We start from the raw sequence: 16,683 nt of genomic DNA, 5'->3' as shown, positions 1-16,683 counted from the left end.
CCAGCCGACCGCATCACCCCTCATTGCCCATAGGAGATCCGGTAGACGGCTCCTGCGAAATCGTCCGACACCAGCAGCGAGCCGTCGGCCAGCACCGCCACGTCGACCGGCCGCCCGAGATATTCGCCGTCCGAGGTGAGCCAGCCTTCGGCGAAGACCTCGGTCTTGTCCGCGGTGCCGTCCGGCTTCAGCGAGGTGAACATGATCCGCGCCCCGATGGGCTTGGTGCGGTTCCACGACCCGTGTTCGGCGGCGAAGATGCCGCCGCGGTACTTCGCCGGGAACTGGCTGCCGCTGTAGAAAGTCATGCCGAGATCGGCCGCATGCGCGTCGTATTCGACCTGCGGCGACACCGCGTCTGCCGGCGCCTGCTGATCCTTGTATTCGACGGTGCGGATCTTGCCGCCCCCATAATAAGGGAAGCCGAAGTTCAGGCCCGGCTTTTCCGCCCGGTTCAACTCGCCCGGCGGGACATCGTCGCCCATGCCGTCCACCTGGTTGTCCGTGAACCAGAGCGCCTTGTCCTTGGGGTTGAAGTCCATGCCGACGGAATTGCGCACCCCCCAGGCATAGACTTCGCGGTTCTTCCCGTCGCGGTCCATGCGGACGATGCCGCCGATCCCCCATTTCCTGTAGAGGTCGAGCTTGTCGGATGCCGGCACGTTGAAGGGCTGCCCGAGCGCGATGTAGAGCTTGTCGTCCGGACCCACCCGGCACACGCGGGCGGTGTGGTTGTAGCTTTCCTCCTCCTTCGGAATGAGTTCGCCGCCCTTGGCCACCTGGAAGGCGGCGACGTCGGCGCCCTCATAGAAGAACTCGGCGGCGGGAAAGGTGAGCACCCGGTTCTGCTCCACGACGAACAGGAATCCGTCTTTCGAGAAGCAAACCCCGTTCGGCACCGAGAAATTGATCGTCGGCGCGAAGACCTTCACTTCGTCGGCGACGCGGTCCTTGTCCCGATCGGTGACCGCGTAGACCTTGGTCTTGCGTGTCCCGACGAAGACAGCCACGCCCTGCGGCCCGACGGCCATGTGACGGGCGTCGGGCACGATGGCATAGAGCGCGATCTTGAAGCCCTGCGGCAGCTTGATCCGCGACAGGGTCTTGGTGATCGCCGCCGCCTTCGGACCGGATTGCGGAACGACCGGGATTTCGGCCACGTCGCCGGTGGTCTTGAATTGTTGCAACTTCTCGAGGTTGCCGGGCGGCTGCGGATAGTCCTGGGCTCCGGCGGGCATCGTCAGGCATGCAACCGCCAGAAAAAGCGCGGTGTTCAGACCGGTCTTCATGATTCCTCCCATTGCATCGTTCTTTTGGTCGTCGCACGGGTTCTGGGCCCGTGTTCTTGGGGCGTCGACTGGAACAAGGCGCCATCGGCCGGATGGACGAGGAACGGGTTCGGATCCGGGGCAATCCGGCCGCAGGCGGGCGCCGGCATCGGTGCTTCTCCAGCGTAGTTGCGGGCGTGCCGGACAAACCACACCCTCGTGGAGGTAGGCCCGAGAAATTCGGGGTATCGCGAAACCCGCGCCGCCCGTGGCAGCCTTGCGCCCTTGCCTCAATCGATCTTGCCCGGATCGCCGTGCGTAAGATGGAGAGTGAATCCGGCAACGCCCGGAGCCTCGAGGCCCGGCCGGAGCTGCATGGCCGGGATCAGATAATCGCCGCCGTTCTGACGCCGGAAGGGGAGTGGCGTCGTCGTCGCGAGCGTCCGCATCCGCCCGCGCAGCCGCTCCGCGACCTGCTCGAAGCCGGCCTCGTCCAGCCGGTCGGCACGGTAGACCACGAACGGCGGAAGCACCTCGTAGCCCGGATAGTGGAGGATGCCGTGGTTGATCGGGAACAGCAGGTCGTCCATCGGCCCGTTGATCCCACGCGGCGAATAATGGTCCTCCCAACCGCCCGCGGTTACGATCAGCATGGCGCGCTTGCCGGCCAGGGCCCCTTCGCCGTAACGGTCGCCCCAGCGGCGGTCGCTGTGCTCGCCGACGCCATAGGCGAAGCCGTTGGCATAGACCCGGTCGACCCAGCCCTTGAGGATCGCCGGCATCGAGAACCACCAGAGCGGAAACTGAAGGATCAGCGTGTCCGCCCAGCGCAGCTTCCCGATCTCGGTCCTGACATCCGCGGTCAGCGCCGCGGCATCGAAGGCGCCGCGCGACGAGCCGGGCACCTTCAACCGGTCCCCGGCCGGAAGCGTCGGGAAGTCGTCCCGATCAATCTCCGATTTCCAACCCATATCGTACAGGTTGGACAGCTGCACCTCATGGCCCTGTGCTTCCAGGTCCTGGATGGCGACGTCGCGCAGCGACGCGCTGAGCGAGCGCGGTTCGGGGTGGGCGAAGACAAGGAGGATTTTCATGACCGGCTCCGGCTGTGTGATGCAACCGGTGAGCAGGTATCATGGGGAGTGGCGATCCGGTATATGGTGGGACTGGATATGATTATGCCGGAAAACGGATAAATTGGACGTCACGCTCGAACGTATGCGCACCTTCGTCCGCGTGGCCGAACGGGGAAGCCTGTCGGCGGTCGCCCGCGAACTGGGCATCGGCCAGTCGACGGTGACGCGCCATCTGCGGGAACTCGAGACGGCCGTGGGCGTGCCGCTGCTGAGCCGGACGACGCGGCGGGTGACGGTGACGGACGAGGGCAGCCGGTTCCACGCACAGTGCGTGCAGATCCTGCGGCTGGTGGATCTGGCGAGCGAGGAGGCGCGCAGCACCCGCGGCGCGCCGGCCGGCACGATCCGCATCTCCTGTACGGCCGCGCTCGGTGTCCTGCATGTCAGCCGTCTGGTCTTCGCGTTCCAGGATCTGTACCCGGACATCGCAGTCGATCTCAGCCTCAGCGACGAGCGCATCGATCTCGTCCGCGACGGCGTCGACATTGCGCTTCGTCTCGGACCGCTCACCGACAGCTCATTGAAGCTGAAGCCGTTGGGCCAATCGAGGCGCCTGCTGGTGGCGGCGCCACAGTATCTCGCGGGGAGCGGGGTCCCGATGCATCCGCGGGATCTGGGCACGCACGAAGGCATCCGGATGTCGAACATCGCCGGGAGCGCCCTTCTCGTTCTCGAAGGGCGGGGGGAGCGCCACGCACTGCCCTTCGGCGGACGGTTTCAGACGGATCACGGGCTCGCCGTGCGCGAGGCGCTCGCGGCCGGACGTGGCATCGCTCCCACCCATCTCTGGCTTGTCGAGGACCTTCTCGCGGCCGGACGGCTTGCGCGGGTGCTGCCGGATTATGCGCCGCCCCCGGTGCCGCTCAGCATGCTGATCGTGCCGGAACGTGCGGGCATCGCGCGCGTCCGGCTGCTGGTCGATTTTCTTGCCGAGCGGATCACGCAGATCCCCGGGATCGAACCGGGCACCGCCCGCGGCGGGAGCCGCCTGGAACCGCAATAGAGCGCCTTGCGCCGTCCAAAGCGGAAATCCAAAGCGAAAATGGCGCCGCAGCATGGGCCAGCCGCGCAAGGTTCCATCGCAGAATTTCCGCCCGTTCCGGACAGCGCCTGCCCGGCGCGGATAGAGCAGGACGCCAGCCCCGCCTACCCTTGGCGAACACCGTCGCGAACACCGCCGGCGGACAGAAAAGCCAAGTCAACGGGAGGTCTAGGGATGAGCAGTCTGCGCACGCTCACGTCGGCAATCGTACTTGCAACAGGACTGATGGCGTCGGCCGGCACCCATGCGGCCGAAACCGTGACGCTGAAGATCGCGCATTTCCTGCCCGGCGTGGCGCAGGTGCAAAGGCAGGTTCTGGAGCCGTGGTGCGACGATCTCGGCCGGGAATCCGGCGGCCGCATCCGCTGCCAGTTCTATCCCGCGCTGCAACTGGGCGGCACGGCGGCCCAGCTGGTCGATCTGGCGCGCAACGGCGTGGCCGACATCGTGTGGACGGCCCCCGGCTATTCCACCGGCCGCTTCCCCAAGACCGAGGTGCTGGAGCTTCCGGGCATGCTGCCGGTCGGCGGCCTCGCCGGCGGGCGGGCGATCTGGACCTTCTACCAGGCGCATCTCCAGGACGAATACGCCGCCTACAAGCTGCTCGCCCTGCATGGCGACGGCGGCATGACCATCCACACCGCGAACAAGCAGGTCGCCAAGGCGGCCGATTTCGCCGGGTTGAAGCTGCGCGCGCCGAACCGCACCATCGCCCGCACCCTGACGGAACTTGGCGCCACCCCCGTCGCCATGCCGCCCGCCCAGATGACCGAGGCGATCTCCAAGGGCGTGGTGGACGGTGCGTCAGCGGTCTGGGAGGTCATCGGCCCGACCAAGCTGGACGAGGTCACCCGCTTCCATCTGGAAACCTCGCCCGACGAACCCGTCCTGGGCGCCACCGTCCTGGCCCTGCTGATGAACAGGAAGAGCTTCGACGCCATGCCCGCGGACCTCAAGGCGATCCTTGAGAAGAACAGCGGTATGGTCCTTGTCGAGCGTTTCGGGCGGGCCTGGGACGCCACCATCACCGCGACGCGCGACAGGGTGAAGGCACAGGGGCAGGCGGTCACCGTGCTGTCGGGCAGCGCCTATGACGAGGTGTTGAAGAAGCTGGAGCCGGTCACCGCCGAATGGATCGCCCAGGCGTCGGCCAAGGGCATCGATGCCGCCCCCCTCGCCGCCGCGGCCCGTCAGCTGGCCCCGCGGCCAAACTGATATCCCACTGACGGCCCTGCCGATTTCAGCCTAACAATCAGGAACAGCGAGACCGGACATGAGCACAGCCCCCCGCTATTTCGAACAGCCCGCCCGTTTCAGCCCGGCCGAATGGCAGGCCCGCGTGAAGCTGGCCGCGGCCTACCGCATCTTCGACCATCTCGGCTGGTCGGAGCTGATCTACAACCACATCTCGCTTCGGGTTCCGGATGAGCCCGGCCACTTCCTCATCAACCCGTTCGGCCTGCATTATTCGGAGGTCCGCGCCTCCAACCTCGTGAAGGTCGATGTGGAGGGCAACATCGTCGGCCATTCGGACTGGCCGATCAATCCGGCCGGCTTCACCTTCCACGGCGCCATCCATGCGACCCTGCCGGACGCCCATTGCGTGATGCATGTCCACACCACCCAGACGCAGGCGGTCTGCTGCCTGGAGGACGGGCTGGCCTTCACCAACTTCTATGCCGCCCAGCTCTACGGCAAGATCGCCTACCATGATTTCGAGGGGATCACCGTCCATCTCGACGAAGGACGGCGCATCCTGGCCAGCGCCGGCGACAAGCCGGTCCTGCTCCTGCGCAACCATGGCCCGGTGGTGGTGGGATCCACGCTGGCCCAGGCCTTCTCGCTGATGTGGCTGGTCAACCGCGCCTGCGAGATCCAGCTGGCCACCCATTCGATGGGCCGGGCACGGCAGATCCCGGTGGCGGTGCTGGAGAAATGCGTTGCCGACAGCCTGAATTTCAATCCGAAATACGGGGCCGGCGAAGACGCCTTCGCAGCGCTCACCCGCATCATCGACCGCATCGACCCGACCTATCGGTCTTGACGGAGCAAAGTTCAAGGTCCTTGACTAATTAACATGTTAACCGCTTTATTGTTCGCGTACTCCACAAAGGGGCTCGCGAACAATGAACGGATGCGATCTGGACGAAACGAGCCGGTCGGCCACGGAAGCCCGGCTGCTGGGGCTGGAGGCGGAACGGGCCCTGGCCTCCCAGGCCGGCGACCGGACGGGGGACTGGGTCACCAGCGACCCCGACTGCGCGTCGGAGCGTCTGTTCCGCAACTACACCCCGCACCGGATGCGGGTGATCGGGCCGCCGCGCGATTTCCGCATGCGGCTGCGGGTCGGCTGGTCGGGGAGCATGGCCCTGCTGCGCTTCAACACCGGGGTGGAACTGTCGCAGGTGCCGACCGGCCGCTTCATCCTGGTGACGACGCAGGTCAGCGGCTGGTCCGAGATCGACACGCAGGGGCAGAGCTTCAGCGGCGGGCCGGGATTGATGGTCGTCGATTCCGCGAGGTCGCCGGTGAGGAAGCGCTTCAGCGCCGACAGCGAGCGGCTGCATCTCCGCCTCGGGATCGCGGCGCTGGACGGGCTGTATGAGCGGCTGACCGGCAAGGCCCCGGCCCGGCCGCTGGAGTTCGCACCCTGTATCCGGCCGGAAACCGCCATGCATGCCCGCTGGCAGTCGGTGGTGCGGATGGTGCTGTCCTGCACCGCCCCCTCCGCCGGACATGACTCGTCCCCGGGCCCGGCTCCGGTCGTGCCAGACCTTCTCCGGAGACAGTTGGAGGAGACCGCGATGCTGATGCTGCTGACCGGGCATGAGCATAGCGGGACGGAGCAGATGGCGGGCACCCCCGCCGCCCCCGCCCCGCGCCATGTCCGGGCGGCCGAGGAGTTCATGCGCGCCAACGCCGGGGAGCCGCTGACCCTGGCGGAGATCGCGGAGGCGGCCGGCGTCAGCATCCGGACCCTGACCGCCGGCTTCCGCAATTTCCGCGACCAGTCCCCCATGCAGCAGTTGCGGGACATCCGCATGGCCGCCGCGCGGGACGATCTGCTGCAAGGAACCGGGACCGGAGGCCGGGGAACCGGAAGCGTGGCGGATATCGCCCTGCGCTGGGGCTTCGGCAATTTCGGACGCTTCGCCGGCGACTACCGCCGCCGCTATGGCGAGACGCCATCGGAAACGCTGCGGCGGCGCTGATCATCCCCTCCAAACCGCGGAGACAAGACGTCGATGAAGACCTGCATCATTGGGGCCGGCGCCATCGGCGGCCTCATCGGCATCCGTCTGGCCCAGGCCGGCTGCGACGTGTCGGTCCTGGCGCGCGGCGCCACCGCCGATGCGCTCCGCGCCGGTCCCTGGAGGCTCGCCGCCGCGGACGGACAGGTCGCGGCGTCCGTGCGGGTGGCCGACGATCTGACGGCGCTGGGGCCGCAGGAACTCGTCGTCATCGCCGTGAAGGGGCAGTCGCTGCCCGGTCTCGCCCCGTCGCTGACGCCCTTGATCGGGACGGAGACCATGGTTCTGCCGGCGATGAACGGCGTGCCCTGGTGGTTCTTCCACCGCTTCGGCGGGCCGCTCGCCGGGATGCCGCTCGACAGCGTCGATCCCGGCCGGCGGATCGCCGCCGCCATCCCGGATGAGGCGGTCGTCGGCTGCGTCGTCCATGCCACCTGCTCGGTTGCCGAGCCGGGTCTGGTGCGCCATGGCTTCGGCAACCGGCTGATCGTCGGCGAACCGGACGGCAGCCTGTCGCCCCGCCTCGGCAGGCTGGCGGATTGCCTGACCGCGGCGGGGTTCGAGATCCTGTCCTCCCCGCGGATCCAGACCGACATCTGGTACAAGCTGTGGGGCAACATGACGATGAATCCGGTGTCGGCACTGACCGGCGCCACCTGCGACCGGATTCTCGACGATCCGCTGGTCAGCGGCTTCTGCCTGTCGGTGATGGCGGAGGCCGCCGAACTGGGCCGCCTCATCGGTTGCCCCATCGAGCAGAGCGGCGAGGACCGCAACGCGGTGACCCGCCGGCTCGGCGCCTTCAAGACGTCGATGCTCCAGGATGCCGAAGCCGGCAAGCCGCTGGAGATCGATGCGCTGCTGGGGGCGGTGAAGGAGATCGCCGGGCGGCTGGGACAGGCGACCCCCAACCTCGACGCCCTTCTCGGCCTGACGCGGCTGATGGCGGGCACCCGCGGGCTTCATCCCGCAATGGACTGACTTTCCAAGACGGCGGCCACGCCAAGCCACGCACAACGCGCTTGACTGTTTAACATGTTAATGTTTAACTCGTTAACAGCATCACACACCATCAATGAACAACGCGCCGACAAGAGGACGGGCGGACCCTTCGGTCCGCCCAGTCCCCCCGCGCATCGGTGGAGGAAACCCCATGCTGAAAACGATCCGGCCGGCGGCACTCGCCCTGGCCACGCTGCTGCCGCTTGCCGTCTCCAACCCTGCCGCCGCCGCGGACGGCGTCTCGCTGAAGATCACGCATTTCCTGCCGCCGGGCGCGCCGGCGCAGAAGCAGGTGATGGAGCCCTGGTGCAAGGCCCTGGGCGAGCAGTCGGGCGGACGCATCACCTGCCAGTTCTATCCGGCGATGCAGCTCGGCGGCACGCCGGCACAGCTGGTCGATCTGGCGAAGAACGGCGTCGCCGACATCGTCTGGACCGCCCCCGGCTATTCGGCCGGCCGCTTCCCGGTCATCGAGACGATGGAGCTGCCCTTCGTCGTGCGCGACGGCCTGTCGGGCAGCCGGGCGGCCTGGGACTTCTACCAGCGCCACGCGGTGGAGGAGTTCGCCGCCTACAAGGTGCTGGCGGTCCATGTCGATGGCGGCGTCGCCTTCCACACCGCCGGCAAGCCCATCGCCGCGGTGGACAGCCTGAAGGGGCAGAAACTGCGCGCCTCCACCCGCATGGTCTCCAAGCTGCTGACCGCGCTGGGCGCCACCCCCGTCAACATGCCGCCGGCACAGGTGACCGAAGCGATCTCCAAGGGGATCGTCGACGGCGCCATGGGTGCCTGGGAGGTGGTGACGCCGACCAAGCTGCAGGAAGTGACGAAGTTCCACACCCAGCCGCCGGCCGGCCAGCCCTACTACTCCACCACGGTCCTGACGCTGCTGATGAACAAGGAGCGCTACCAGTCGCTGCCGGCCGACCTGAAGGCGGTGATCGACCGCAACAGCGGCCCGGCGCTGGTCGAGAGCTTCGGGCAGGTCTGGGACCGTGTAACCGCCGACACCCGCACCCTGGTCGCCAGGGACGGCGGCACCATCCAGAACCAGGATCCCGCGGATTACGAGGCGATGCGCGCCGCCGCGGCGCCGGTCGAAGCCGAATGGCGCCAGGACATCGCCAAGCGCGGCATCGACGGCGCCGCCCTGGCGACCGACGCCCGCGCACTCGCCGCCCGCTGATCCCCCTCGCGGAGACCCTCCATCATGCATGAACCCATCGGAAGCCCGGACTTCCGGCCAAGGAGCGCGGGCGAGCGCGCCCTGCTGCTCGCGGCGAAAGGCTTCGCCCTGGCCGGCGGCGGCATCTTCATGGCGTTGATCGGCATGTCGCTGCTGTCCATCTTCGGGCGCAAACTGGCCAACCTGCCGATCACCGGCGACGTGGAGCTGATGCAGGTCGGCACCGCCGTGGCCGCCTGCGCCTTCCTGCCGCTCTGCACCATCCTGGGCGAGAATCTGCGCGTCGATTTCTTCACCGAAACCGCCCCGGCCTGGATGCGCCGGCTGCTCGACGCGGTGGCCGACCTGCTGCTCGGCGCGCTGGCCCTGCTGCTGGTCTGGCGCACCGGCCTCCAGGTGATCGACATCCGCGAGGCGGGCGAGGTGACGCCGCTCCTGGGCCTGCCGGTCTGGATGCCGATGCTCGCCATGCTTCCCAGCCTCGTCCTGACGGCGCTGTGCGCGCTGACCCGCGGCTGGCGCGACCTGACATCCAACGAACGACAGACGGCCGGCACGGCGGAGGTGGCACGATGAGCGGGACCGCAATCGGACTTGCCGGCTTCGCCGGGCTGATGGGCATGCTGGCGCTGCGCGTCCACATCGGCGTGGCGATGTTCATCGCCGGTGGGGCCATCTACCTGACCATCAACGACGGCCAGACCGCCGCCCTGCTGTTCACCCTCAACAACCTCGCCTTCGCCCGGCTGTCGAACTACGACCTGTCGGTCATCCCGCTGTTCCTGCTGATGGGCCAGTTCGCCACCCATGGCGGGCTGTCGAAGGCGCTGTTCCGCGCCGCCGGTGCCCTGATCGGCCATTGGCGCGGCGGTCTGGCGATGGCCTCCACCGCCGCCTGCGCCGCCTTCGGCGCCATCTGCGGATCGTCGCTGGCGACCGCGGCCACCATGGGTCAGGTGGCGCTGCCCGAATTGCAGGCGCGCGGCTATTCCGGGCGGCTGGCGACCGGAACGCTGGCGGCCAGCGGGACGCTGGGCATCCTGATCCCGCCCTCGGTGCCGCTGGTCGTCTATGCGGTGCTGACGCAGGAATCCATCGGCAAGCTGTTCGTCGCCGCGGTGGTTCCCGGTGTCATCGCCGCGCTGGGCTATCTCGCGGTGATCGCGCTGATCGTGCGGCGCAACCCGGCCGCCGGCCCGGCCAGCGCCCCGCTTCCCTGGTCGGAGCGGCTGCGCGCCCAGCTCGGCGTGCTGCCGGTGCTGCTGGTCTTCCTGGTGGTGATCGTCGGCATCTATGACGGCTGGGCCAACCCGACGGAGGCCGCCTCCATCGGCGCAGCCGCCTGCGGCCTGATCGCCTTCGCCTCCGGCGGCATGCGCTGGCCGCAGCTGGTCGCCAGCATCCACGGAACCGCCCAGGCGACCGCCATGATCTTCGTCGTGCTGATCGGCGCCGACCTGCTGAACTCCGCGCTGGCGGTGTCGCAGATGCCGGTGGAGCTGGCCGCCTGGGTGCGCGACAGCGGCATGCCGCCGCTGCTGGTCCTGTTCAGCATCATCGGCATCTACATCCTGCTGGGATGCGTGATGGATTCGCTGGCGATGATCCTGCTGACCATCCCGATCTTCTACCCGGTGGTGATGGGCCTCGACTTCTTCGGCATGGACGCCACCGACAAGTCGGTCTGGTTCGGCATCCTGGCCCTGATGGTGGTGGAGATCGGCCTCGTCCATCCGCCGGTCGGCATGAACCTCTACGTCATCAACCGGCTGGCGCGCGGCGTGCCGATGCGCGAAACCGCCTGGGGCGTCATGCCCTTCCTGGCATCCGACCTGCTGCGCATCCTGCTGATCGTCTTCGTGCCGGGCATCTGCCTGTGGCTCGTCCATGCCTTCGGAGGCTGACACCATGCAAACCACCTCCCCTCAGGGGATGGTCTACGGCGTGATCCTCAACGACCGTCCCACCCTGGACCGCCTCGGCCCGGCCCTGTCGCAGCCGCCCTACGGTGCACCGCCGAAGACGCCGATCCTCTACATCAAACCCTACAACACCCATGCCGGCAACGGCGCCGCGGTGCGGCTGCCGCGCGGGGCGGAGCGGGTGGAGGTGGCGGCGACGCTGGGCCTCGTCATCGGCCGCGACGCCACCGCCCTGGACGAGGCCACGGCGATGGACGCGGTCGCCGGGCTGCGCCCGATCCTGGACGTCAGCCTGCCCAACCCGTCGGTCTACCGGCCGCCGGTGCGCGAACGCTGCTTCGACGGCTCCTGCCCGATGGGCGAAACGCTGCCCTACGCGGCGGTGACGGGGCTGGAGACGCTGACCCTGCGCACGCTGGTCAACGGCGCCGTGGTGGCGGAGCGCAGCCTGTCCGATCTGGTCCGCCCGCCGGCCCGGCTGCTGGCCGAGGTGACCGGCTTCATGAGCTTGCGGGCCGGCGACATCCTGCATCTCGGCATCGCGCTAGGCGGGCCGCAGGCCGGGGCCGGCGACCGCGTCCGGCTGGAGATCGACGGCTTCGCACCCCTGGACATCGTCATCGAAGACGCCGCGGCGGAAGGAGAAACGCCATGAAGCGCGCCCGCATCCTGCTGGACGGCACGGTCCATGCGGCCGTCGAGGAAGAGGGACGGCTGCGGCTGTCCGACGGGCGCCTGGTTGCCCCCGAGGCGGTCGATTGGCTGCCGCCGGTGGAGCCGCGCACCGTCTTCGCGCTCGGCCTCAACTATGCCGACCACGCGAAGGAGCTGGCCTTCAAGGCGCCGGAAACGCCGCTGGTCTTCCTGAAGGGGCCGAACACCATCGCCGGCCATCGCGCCAGCACCCGGCGCCCGGCCGACGCCACCTTCATGCATTACGAATGCGAACTGGCGGTGGTGATCGGCCGCACCGCCCGCGACGTGCCGCGCGACCGCGCCTACGAGGTGGTGGCCGGCTACAGCGTCGCCAACGACTATGCCATCCGCGACTATCTGGAAAACTACTACCGCCCGAACCTGCGGGTGAAGAACCGCGACGGCTGCACGCCGCTCGGCCCCTGGCTGGTGGACGCGGCGGACGTGCCCGATCCGATGAACATTTCGCTGCGCACGCTGGTCAACGGCCAAGTGACGCAGGAGGGCAGCACGCGCGACATGATCTTCGACGTGCCGCACCTGATCGCGTACCTGTCGTCGATCATGACCCTGTCGCCGGGCGATGTCATCCTGACCGGAACCCCGGAAGGGCTGGCGGACGTGGTGCCGGGCGACATCGTCACCACCGAGATCGACGGCATCGGCAGCCTCGTCAACCACATCGTCGCCGGTTGACGGTCTTTCAGACTTCCATCACCAAGCCGGGCCGAACCGGCCGCATTCCGGAGGAAAGCATGGGCAAACTCGCACTCGCCGCCAAGATCACCCACGTCCCGTCCATGTACCTGTCGGAGCTGGACGGCCCGCACAAGGGGTGCCGCGACGCCGCCATCGCCGGCCACCGGGAGATCGGCCGGCGTTGCCGCGACCTCGGCGTCGACACCATCGTGGTGTTCGACACCCACTGGCTGGTCAATTCCGGCTACCACGTCAACTGCGCCGCCCATTTCGAGGGCGTCTACACCAGCAACGAGCTGCCGCACTTCATCAAGAACCTGCCCTACGCCTATGACGGCAACCCGGCGCTCGGCCACCTGCTCGCCGGCAAGGCGACGGCGGCCGGGGTGAACACCCGGGCGCATTCGGAAACCTCGCTGACGCTGGAATACGGCACGCTGGTGCCGATGCGCTACATGAACGAGGACCGTCGCTTCAATGTGGTGTCGGTCTCCTCGCTCTGCACCGTCCACGACCTGAAGGACAGCGCCACGCTGGGCCGCGCCGTCCGCCGCGCCATCGAGGAGGAGTATGACGGCACCGTCGCCATCCTCGCCAGCGGCTCGCTGTCCCACCGCTTCGCCCAGAACGGCGTGTCGGAGCAGTACCTGCACAAGATGTGGGACCCCTTCCTGGAGCAGGTCGACCTGCGCGTGGTCGAGCTGTGGCAGCGCGGCGAGTGGGCGACCTTCACCGCCATGCTGCCGATGTATGCCGAGAAATGCTGGGGCGAGGGCTACATGCACGACACCGCCATGCTGTTCGGCGCGCTGGGCTGGGACCGCTACGAGGGCAGCGTCGACATCGTCACGCCCTATTTCGCCTCCTCCGGCACCGGCCAGATCAACGCCGTCTTCTCGGTCTGAGGCGGGAGGGACCGGCTATGCCGCATCTGACCGTCGAATACACCGGCAACCTCGGCGCCGAGGCCGACATCCCGGCGCTGCTGCGCAAGGCCAACGCCGTGCTGATCGCCCAGGGCGGCGTCTTTCCCACCGGCGGCATCCGCTCCCGCGCCATCCGGCTGGAGGATTTCTGCGTGGCGGACGGCACCGCCGACGACGCCTTCGTCCACCTGACGCTGAAGATCGGCGCCGGCCGCAGCGCCGAGCAGAAAACGAAGACCGGCGACGCGCTGTTCGCCATGGTCAGGGACCATTTCGCCGCGCTCTTCGCCAGCCGCTTCCTCGCCCTGTCGCTGGAAATCCAGGAATTCAGCGAAGCCGGCACCTGGAAGCACAACAACATCCACGGCCGCTACAAGGCCGCTTGAGACGAGGCTTTCCCATGCTCAGTCGTGACGCCGTCCGGGCCGCCGCCGCGCGCCTGCACGAGGCGGAGAACACCCGCGTCCAGACCCGCCAGATCTCCCTCGACCACCCCGACATCACCATCGAGGACGCCTATGCCATCCAGCGCTGCTGGGTGGAGGCGAAGATCGCCGGGGGGCGCAAGGTCATCGGCCACAAGATCGGCCTGACCAGCCGGGCGATGCAGCAATCCTCGCAGATCGACGAGCCGGATTACGGCACCCTGCTCGACGACATGCTGTTCCCCGACGGCGGCGACATCGCCATCGACCGCTTCATCGCCCCGATGGTGGAGGTCGAGCTGGCCTTCATCCTGAAATCGCGGCTGGAGGGGCCGAACGTCACCGTCTTTGACGTGCTGTCGGCCACCGACTATGTCATTCCGGCGCTGGAGATCATCGATGCCCGCTGCCACCGCATCGATCCCGACAGCAAGCGCCCGCGCAAGGTGATGGACACCATCTCCGACAATGCGGCGAATGCCGGCATCGTCATGGGCGGCCGGCCGATGCGGCCGCTGGACACCGACCTGCGCTGGGCCGCCGCCCTGCTCTACCGCAACGGCGCGATCGAGGAAACCGGCGTGGCGGCCGGCGTGCTGAACCATCCGGCCAACGGCATCTGCTGGCTGGCCCGCCGCTTCGCGCCGCATGGCGTGGCGCTGGAACCGGGGCAGGTCGTGCTCGCCGGGTCCTTCACCCGCCCGGTGCCGGTCAAGTCCGGCGACACGGTCCATGCCGATTACGGCCCCTTCGGCTCCATCGCGCTGCGCTTCGTGTAAAGATCCCAAGGAGTGCATCGATGAAGAACCCGGAAAACACCTTCAAGCGGGCGCTGGCGGCGGGGCAACCGCAGTTCGGCCTGTGGCTCGGGCTGGCCGACGCCTACTGCGCGGAGATCGCGGCCGGGGCCGGTTTCGACTGGCTGCTGATCGACGGCGAGCATGCCCCGAACGACCTGCGCGGCATCCTGGCCCAGCTCCAGGCCATCGCTGCCTATCCCAGCCATCCCATCGTCCGCCCGGTGGTCGGCGACGCGGCAATCATCAAGCAGATGCTCGACCTCGGCGCCCAGACCTTGCTGGTGCCGATGGTGGAGACGGCGGAACAGGCGGCGGCGCTGGTCGCCGCCACCCGCTACCCGCCCGGCGGCATCCGCGGGGTGGGCAGCGCGCTCGCCCGCGCCTCGCGCTGGAACCGTATCGGCGGCTATCTGGACGAGGCCGACGGCGAGATCTGCCTGCTGGTGCAGGTGGAATCCGCCCGCGGCCTGGACAATCTCGACGCCATCGCCACGGTGGACGGGGTGGACGGCGTCTTCTTCGGCCCGGCCGACCTGTCGGCGTCGCTCGGCCTGCGCGGCCAGCCCGCACATCCGACCGTGCGCGCGGCCATCGAGGACGGCATCGCCCGGACCCGCAAGGCGGGCAAGGCCGCCGGCGTGCTGGCGACCGACGAGACGCTGGCCCGCGCCTATCTGGCGGCCGGCGCCCTGTTCGTCGGGGTCGGGGTGGACACCACCCTGTTCGCCCGCGCCGCCGCCGACCTGGCCGCCCGCTTCCGCCAGCCGTCTGCCTCTCCGACGACCTCGCCGACGACAGCCGCTCCGGCGCCCGGCGGCTACTGACCGCTCCCAGCCCCGCAGGATACCCTCGATGATCGACTTGACCGACAGCACCCTGCTGCGCGAGCGCTGCTTCGTGGCCGGCGCCTGGATCGACGCCGACGACGGCGGACGCAGCCCCGTCACCGACCCGGCGACCGGCGCCACCATCGCCCATGTCCCCCGCTGCGGCGCCGAAGAGACCGCACGCGCCATCGCCGCCGCCGAAGCCGCCTTCCCCGGCTGGCGGGCGGAAACCGCCGGACGACGCGCCGCCCTGCTGCGCCGCTGGTTCGAGCTGATCCTGGAGAACCGCGAGGATCTGGCCCTGCTGATGACGCTGGAGCAGGGCAAGCCGCTGGCCGAGGCGCGCGGCGAGATCGATTACGCCGCCTCCTACGTCGAATGGTTCGCGGAGGAGGCGAAGCGCCTCTATGGCGACGTCATCCCGTCGCCCCTGCCCGACCGCCGCATCGTCGTGGTGAAGGAGCCGGTGGGCGTCTGCGCCGCCATCACGCCGTGGAATTTCCCGGCGGCGATGATCACCCGCAAGGCGGCACCGGCGCTGGCGGCCGGCTGCACGATGATCGTCAAGCCGGCCGAACAGACGCCGCTGTCGGCGCTGGCGCTGGCGGCACTGGCCGAGCGCGCCGGCATCCCGCCCGGCGTCTTTTCGGTGGTGACCGGGTCGGCCCGGCAGATCGGCGCGGTGCTGACCGCCAGCCCGGCGGTGCGCAAGCTGACCTTCACCGGCTCCACCGAGGTGGGCCGGCTGCTGATCGGGCAATGCGCCGGCACGGTCAAGCGGCTATCGATGGAACTCGGCGGCAACGCCCCCTTCATCGTCTTCGACGACGCCGATCTCGATGCTGCGGTTGCCGGCGCCCTGGCCTCCAAATACCGGAATGCCGGCCAGACCTGCGTCTGTTCCAACCGCTTCCTGGTGCAGGACGGCATCTACGACCGCCTCGCCGCCCGGCTGTCGGAGGCGGTGGCGGCGATGACGGTCGGCAACGGGCTTGAGAACGGCGTGCAGCAGGGGCCGCTGATCGACGCCGCCGCCCTGGCGAAGGTGGAGGAGCTGGTGGCCGACGCCACCCGGTCCGGCGCCAGCGTGGCGGTGGGCGGCCGGCGCCATGCACTGGGTGGCACATGGTTCGAACCGACGGTGCTGACCGGCGTCACCGCGTCGATGCGGGTGGCGGTGGAGGAGATCTTCGGCCCGGTCGCTCCCCTGATCCGCTTCACCGACGAAGCCGAGGCCGTGCGTCTGGCCAACGACAGCGACTACGGCCTCGCCGCCTATCTGTTCACCCGCGACCACGCCCGCGTCTGGCGCGTCGGCGAAGCGCTGGAATACGGGATGGTCGGCATCAACACCGGCCTGATCTCCACCGCGGTGGCGCCGTTCGGCGGGGTGAAGCAATCCGGCTTCGGCCGCGAAGGCTCCCGCTACGGCATCGAGGATTACGTGGAGATCAAATACCTGTGCATGGGGGGACTCTAGGGAAGCGCGCATGAGGGGGCCGA

At 68.7% G+C, this 16,683-nt stretch carries 17 protein-coding genes; 15 read left to right on the top strand and 2 right to left on the bottom strand.

The annotated features are described in order from the left end of the window. Nucleotides 1-20 precede the first annotated feature (20 nt). Together VH569_RS17795 and VH569_RS17790 are read right to left on the bottom strand one after the other, a co-directional pair. Entirely contained in the window at nucleotides 21-1,289 is a 1,269-nt protein-coding gene (locus VH569_RS17795) for a PQQ-dependent sugar dehydrogenase (protein WP_423316630.1), read from the bottom strand. Between the two features lie 269 nt (nucleotides 1,290-1,558). Continuing rightward, complete coding sequence (locus VH569_RS17790; protein WP_423316628.1) at nucleotides 1,559-2,362, bottom strand: NAD(P)H-dependent oxidoreductase; 804 nt, start codon at nucleotides 2,360-2,362, stop codon at nucleotides 1,559-1,561. Between the two features lie 103 nt (nucleotides 2,363-2,465). Here VH569_RS17790 and VH569_RS17785 point away from each other — a divergent pair, with 103 nt between their 5' ends. The 15 genes from VH569_RS17785 to VH569_RS17715 all read left to right on the top strand — a co-directional run bounded on the left by VH569_RS17785 (nucleotide 2,466) and on the right by VH569_RS17715 (nucleotide 16,660). Then, nucleotides 2,466-3,407, top strand: a complete 942-nt coding sequence (locus tag VH569_RS17785; RefSeq protein ID WP_423316626.1) for a LysR family transcriptional regulator — start codon at nucleotides 2,466-2,468, stop codon at nucleotides 3,405-3,407. A gap of 213 nt (nucleotides 3,408-3,620) precedes the next feature. Beyond that, nucleotides 3,621-4,661: a TRAP transporter substrate-binding protein gene (locus VH569_RS17780; protein WP_423316624.1), complete on the top strand. Its 1,041-nt coding sequence runs from the start codon at nucleotides 3,621-3,623 to the stop codon at nucleotides 4,659-4,661. Between the two features lie 58 nt (nucleotides 4,662-4,719). Next, nucleotides 4,720-5,490 carry a class II aldolase/adducin family protein gene (locus VH569_RS17775; protein WP_423316622.1) on the top strand — a complete coding sequence of 257 codons (771 nt, stop codon included), beginning with the start codon at nucleotides 4,720-4,722 and terminating at the stop codon, nucleotides 5,488-5,490. An 82-nt stretch (nucleotides 5,491-5,572) separates the two neighbouring features. Next, nucleotides 5,573-6,658 (top strand): AraC family transcriptional regulator, encoded by a 1,086-nt coding sequence (locus VH569_RS17770; RefSeq protein ID WP_423316620.1) that lies wholly within the window; start codon nucleotides 5,573-5,575, stop codon nucleotides 6,656-6,658. Nucleotides 6,659-6,691: 33 nt separating this feature from the next. Next, the gene (locus VH569_RS17765; RefSeq protein ID WP_423316618.1) at nucleotides 6,692-7,678 is read left to right on the top strand and encodes a 2-dehydropantoate 2-reductase; all 987 of its coding nucleotides are present in this window, start codon (nucleotides 6,692-6,694) and stop codon (nucleotides 7,676-7,678) included. 172 nt (nucleotides 7,679-7,850) lie between these two features. Further along, nucleotides 7,851-8,885, top strand: a complete 1,035-nt coding sequence (locus tag VH569_RS17760) for a TRAP transporter substrate-binding protein (protein WP_423316617.1) — start codon at nucleotides 7,851-7,853, stop codon at nucleotides 8,883-8,885. Nucleotides 8,886-8,909: 24 nt separating this feature from the next. Then, on the top strand, nucleotides 8,910-9,461 hold the full coding sequence (locus tag VH569_RS17755; protein ID WP_423316616.1) for a TRAP transporter small permease: 552 nt from the start codon (nucleotides 8,910-8,912) through the stop codon (nucleotides 9,459-9,461). Then, on the top strand, nucleotides 9,458-10,789 hold the full coding sequence (locus VH569_RS17750) for a TRAP transporter large permease (protein WP_423316614.1): 1,332 nt from the start codon (nucleotides 9,458-9,460) through the stop codon (nucleotides 10,787-10,789). Before VH569_RS17755 ends, VH569_RS17750 begins: the two co-directional genes overlap by 4 nt. 4 nt (nucleotides 10,790-10,793) lie before the next feature. Beyond that, nucleotides 10,794-11,462 (top strand): fumarylacetoacetate hydrolase family protein, encoded by a 669-nt coding sequence (locus tag VH569_RS17745; RefSeq protein ID WP_423316612.1) that lies wholly within the window; start codon nucleotides 10,794-10,796, stop codon nucleotides 11,460-11,462. Then, the gene (locus VH569_RS17740; protein WP_423316610.1) at nucleotides 11,459-12,199 is read left to right on the top strand and encodes a fumarylacetoacetate hydrolase family protein; all 741 of its coding nucleotides are present in this window, start codon (nucleotides 11,459-11,461) and stop codon (nucleotides 12,197-12,199) included. Before VH569_RS17745 ends, VH569_RS17740 begins: the two co-directional genes overlap by 4 nt. A gap of 59 nt (nucleotides 12,200-12,258) precedes the next feature. Continuing rightward, nucleotides 12,259-13,107, top strand: a complete 849-nt coding sequence (gene hpaD, locus VH569_RS17735; RefSeq protein ID WP_423316608.1) for a 3,4-dihydroxyphenylacetate 2,3-dioxygenase — start codon at nucleotides 12,259-12,261, stop codon at nucleotides 13,105-13,107. A gap of 17 nt (nucleotides 13,108-13,124) precedes the next feature. After that, nucleotides 13,125-13,514: a 5-carboxymethyl-2-hydroxymuconate Delta-isomerase gene (locus tag VH569_RS17730; protein ID WP_423316606.1), complete on the top strand. Its 390-nt coding sequence runs from the start codon at nucleotides 13,125-13,127 to the stop codon at nucleotides 13,512-13,514. Nucleotides 13,515-13,528: 14 nt separating this feature from the next. Beyond that, on the top strand, nucleotides 13,529-14,332 hold the full coding sequence (hpaH, locus tag VH569_RS17725; protein ID WP_423316604.1) for a 2-oxo-hept-4-ene-1,7-dioate hydratase: 804 nt from the start codon (nucleotides 13,529-13,531) through the stop codon (nucleotides 14,330-14,332). Between the two features lie 20 nt (nucleotides 14,333-14,352). Next, nucleotides 14,353-15,177: a 4-hydroxy-2-oxoheptanedioate aldolase gene (hpaI, locus tag VH569_RS17720; RefSeq protein WP_423316602.1), complete on the top strand. Its 825-nt coding sequence runs from the start codon at nucleotides 14,353-14,355 to the stop codon at nucleotides 15,175-15,177. Between the two features lie 28 nt (nucleotides 15,178-15,205). Further along, nucleotides 15,206-16,660, top strand: coding sequence for an NAD-dependent succinate-semialdehyde dehydrogenase (locus VH569_RS17715; RefSeq protein ID WP_423316600.1), 1,455 nt, complete (start codon nucleotides 15,206-15,208; stop codon nucleotides 16,658-16,660). Nucleotides 16,661-16,683: the final 23 nt, after the last annotated feature.

The organism is Azospirillum sp. 11R-A (assembly GCF_049472615.1).
In the GTDB taxonomy this organism is placed as follows: domain Bacteria; phylum Pseudomonadota; class Alphaproteobacteria; order Azospirillales; family Azospirillaceae; genus Azospirillum; species Azospirillum palustre.
The sequence above is the reverse complement of the archived record's forward strand: the minus strand, read 5'-3'. Positions and strand labels throughout refer to the sequence as shown.

Bases quoted from the DNA above. Each gene is read 5' to 3' on its own strand.
- VH569_RS17795 (WP_423316630.1), bottom strand. From the start codon at position 1,289: ATGAAGACCGGTCTGAACACCGCGCTTTTTCTGGCGGTTGCATGCCTG.
- VH569_RS17790 (WP_423316628.1), bottom strand. From the start codon at position 2,362: ATGAAAATCCTCCTTGTCTTCGCCCACCCCGAACCGCGCTCGCTCAGC.
- VH569_RS17780 (WP_423316624.1), top strand. From the start codon at position 3,621: ATGAGCAGTCTGCGCACGCTCACGTCGGCAATCGTACTTGCAACAGGA.
- VH569_RS17775 (WP_423316622.1), top strand. From the start codon at position 4,720: ATGAGCACAGCCCCCCGCTATTTCGAACAGCCCGCCCGTTTCAGCCCG.
- VH569_RS17770 (WP_423316620.1), top strand. From the start codon at position 5,573: ATGAACGGATGCGATCTGGACGAAACGAGCCGGTCGGCCACGGAAGCC.
- VH569_RS17765 (WP_423316618.1), top strand. From the start codon at position 6,692: ATGAAGACCTGCATCATTGGGGCCGGCGCCATCGGCGGCCTCATCGGC.
- VH569_RS17760 (WP_423316617.1), top strand. From the start codon at position 7,851: ATGCTGAAAACGATCCGGCCGGCGGCACTCGCCCTGGCCACGCTGCTG.
- VH569_RS17755 (WP_423316616.1), top strand. From the start codon at position 8,910: ATGCATGAACCCATCGGAAGCCCGGACTTCCGGCCAAGGAGCGCGGGC.
- VH569_RS17750 (WP_423316614.1), top strand. From the start codon at position 9,458: ATGAGCGGGACCGCAATCGGACTTGCCGGCTTCGCCGGGCTGATGGGC.
- VH569_RS17745 (WP_423316612.1), top strand. From the start codon at position 10,794: ATGCAAACCACCTCCCCTCAGGGGATGGTCTACGGCGTGATCCTCAAC.
- VH569_RS17740 (WP_423316610.1), top strand. From the start codon at position 11,459: ATGAAGCGCGCCCGCATCCTGCTGGACGGCACGGTCCATGCGGCCGTC.
- hpaD (WP_423316608.1), top strand. From the start codon at position 12,259: ATGGGCAAACTCGCACTCGCCGCCAAGATCACCCACGTCCCGTCCATG.
- VH569_RS17730 (WP_423316606.1), top strand. From the start codon at position 13,125: ATGCCGCATCTGACCGTCGAATACACCGGCAACCTCGGCGCCGAGGCC.
- hpaH (WP_423316604.1), top strand. From the start codon at position 13,529: ATGCTCAGTCGTGACGCCGTCCGGGCCGCCGCCGCGCGCCTGCACGAG.
- hpaI (WP_423316602.1), top strand. From the start codon at position 14,353: ATGAAGAACCCGGAAAACACCTTCAAGCGGGCGCTGGCGGCGGGGCAA.
- VH569_RS17715 (WP_423316600.1), top strand. From the start codon at position 15,206: ATGATCGACTTGACCGACAGCACCCTGCTGCGCGAGCGCTGCTTCGTG.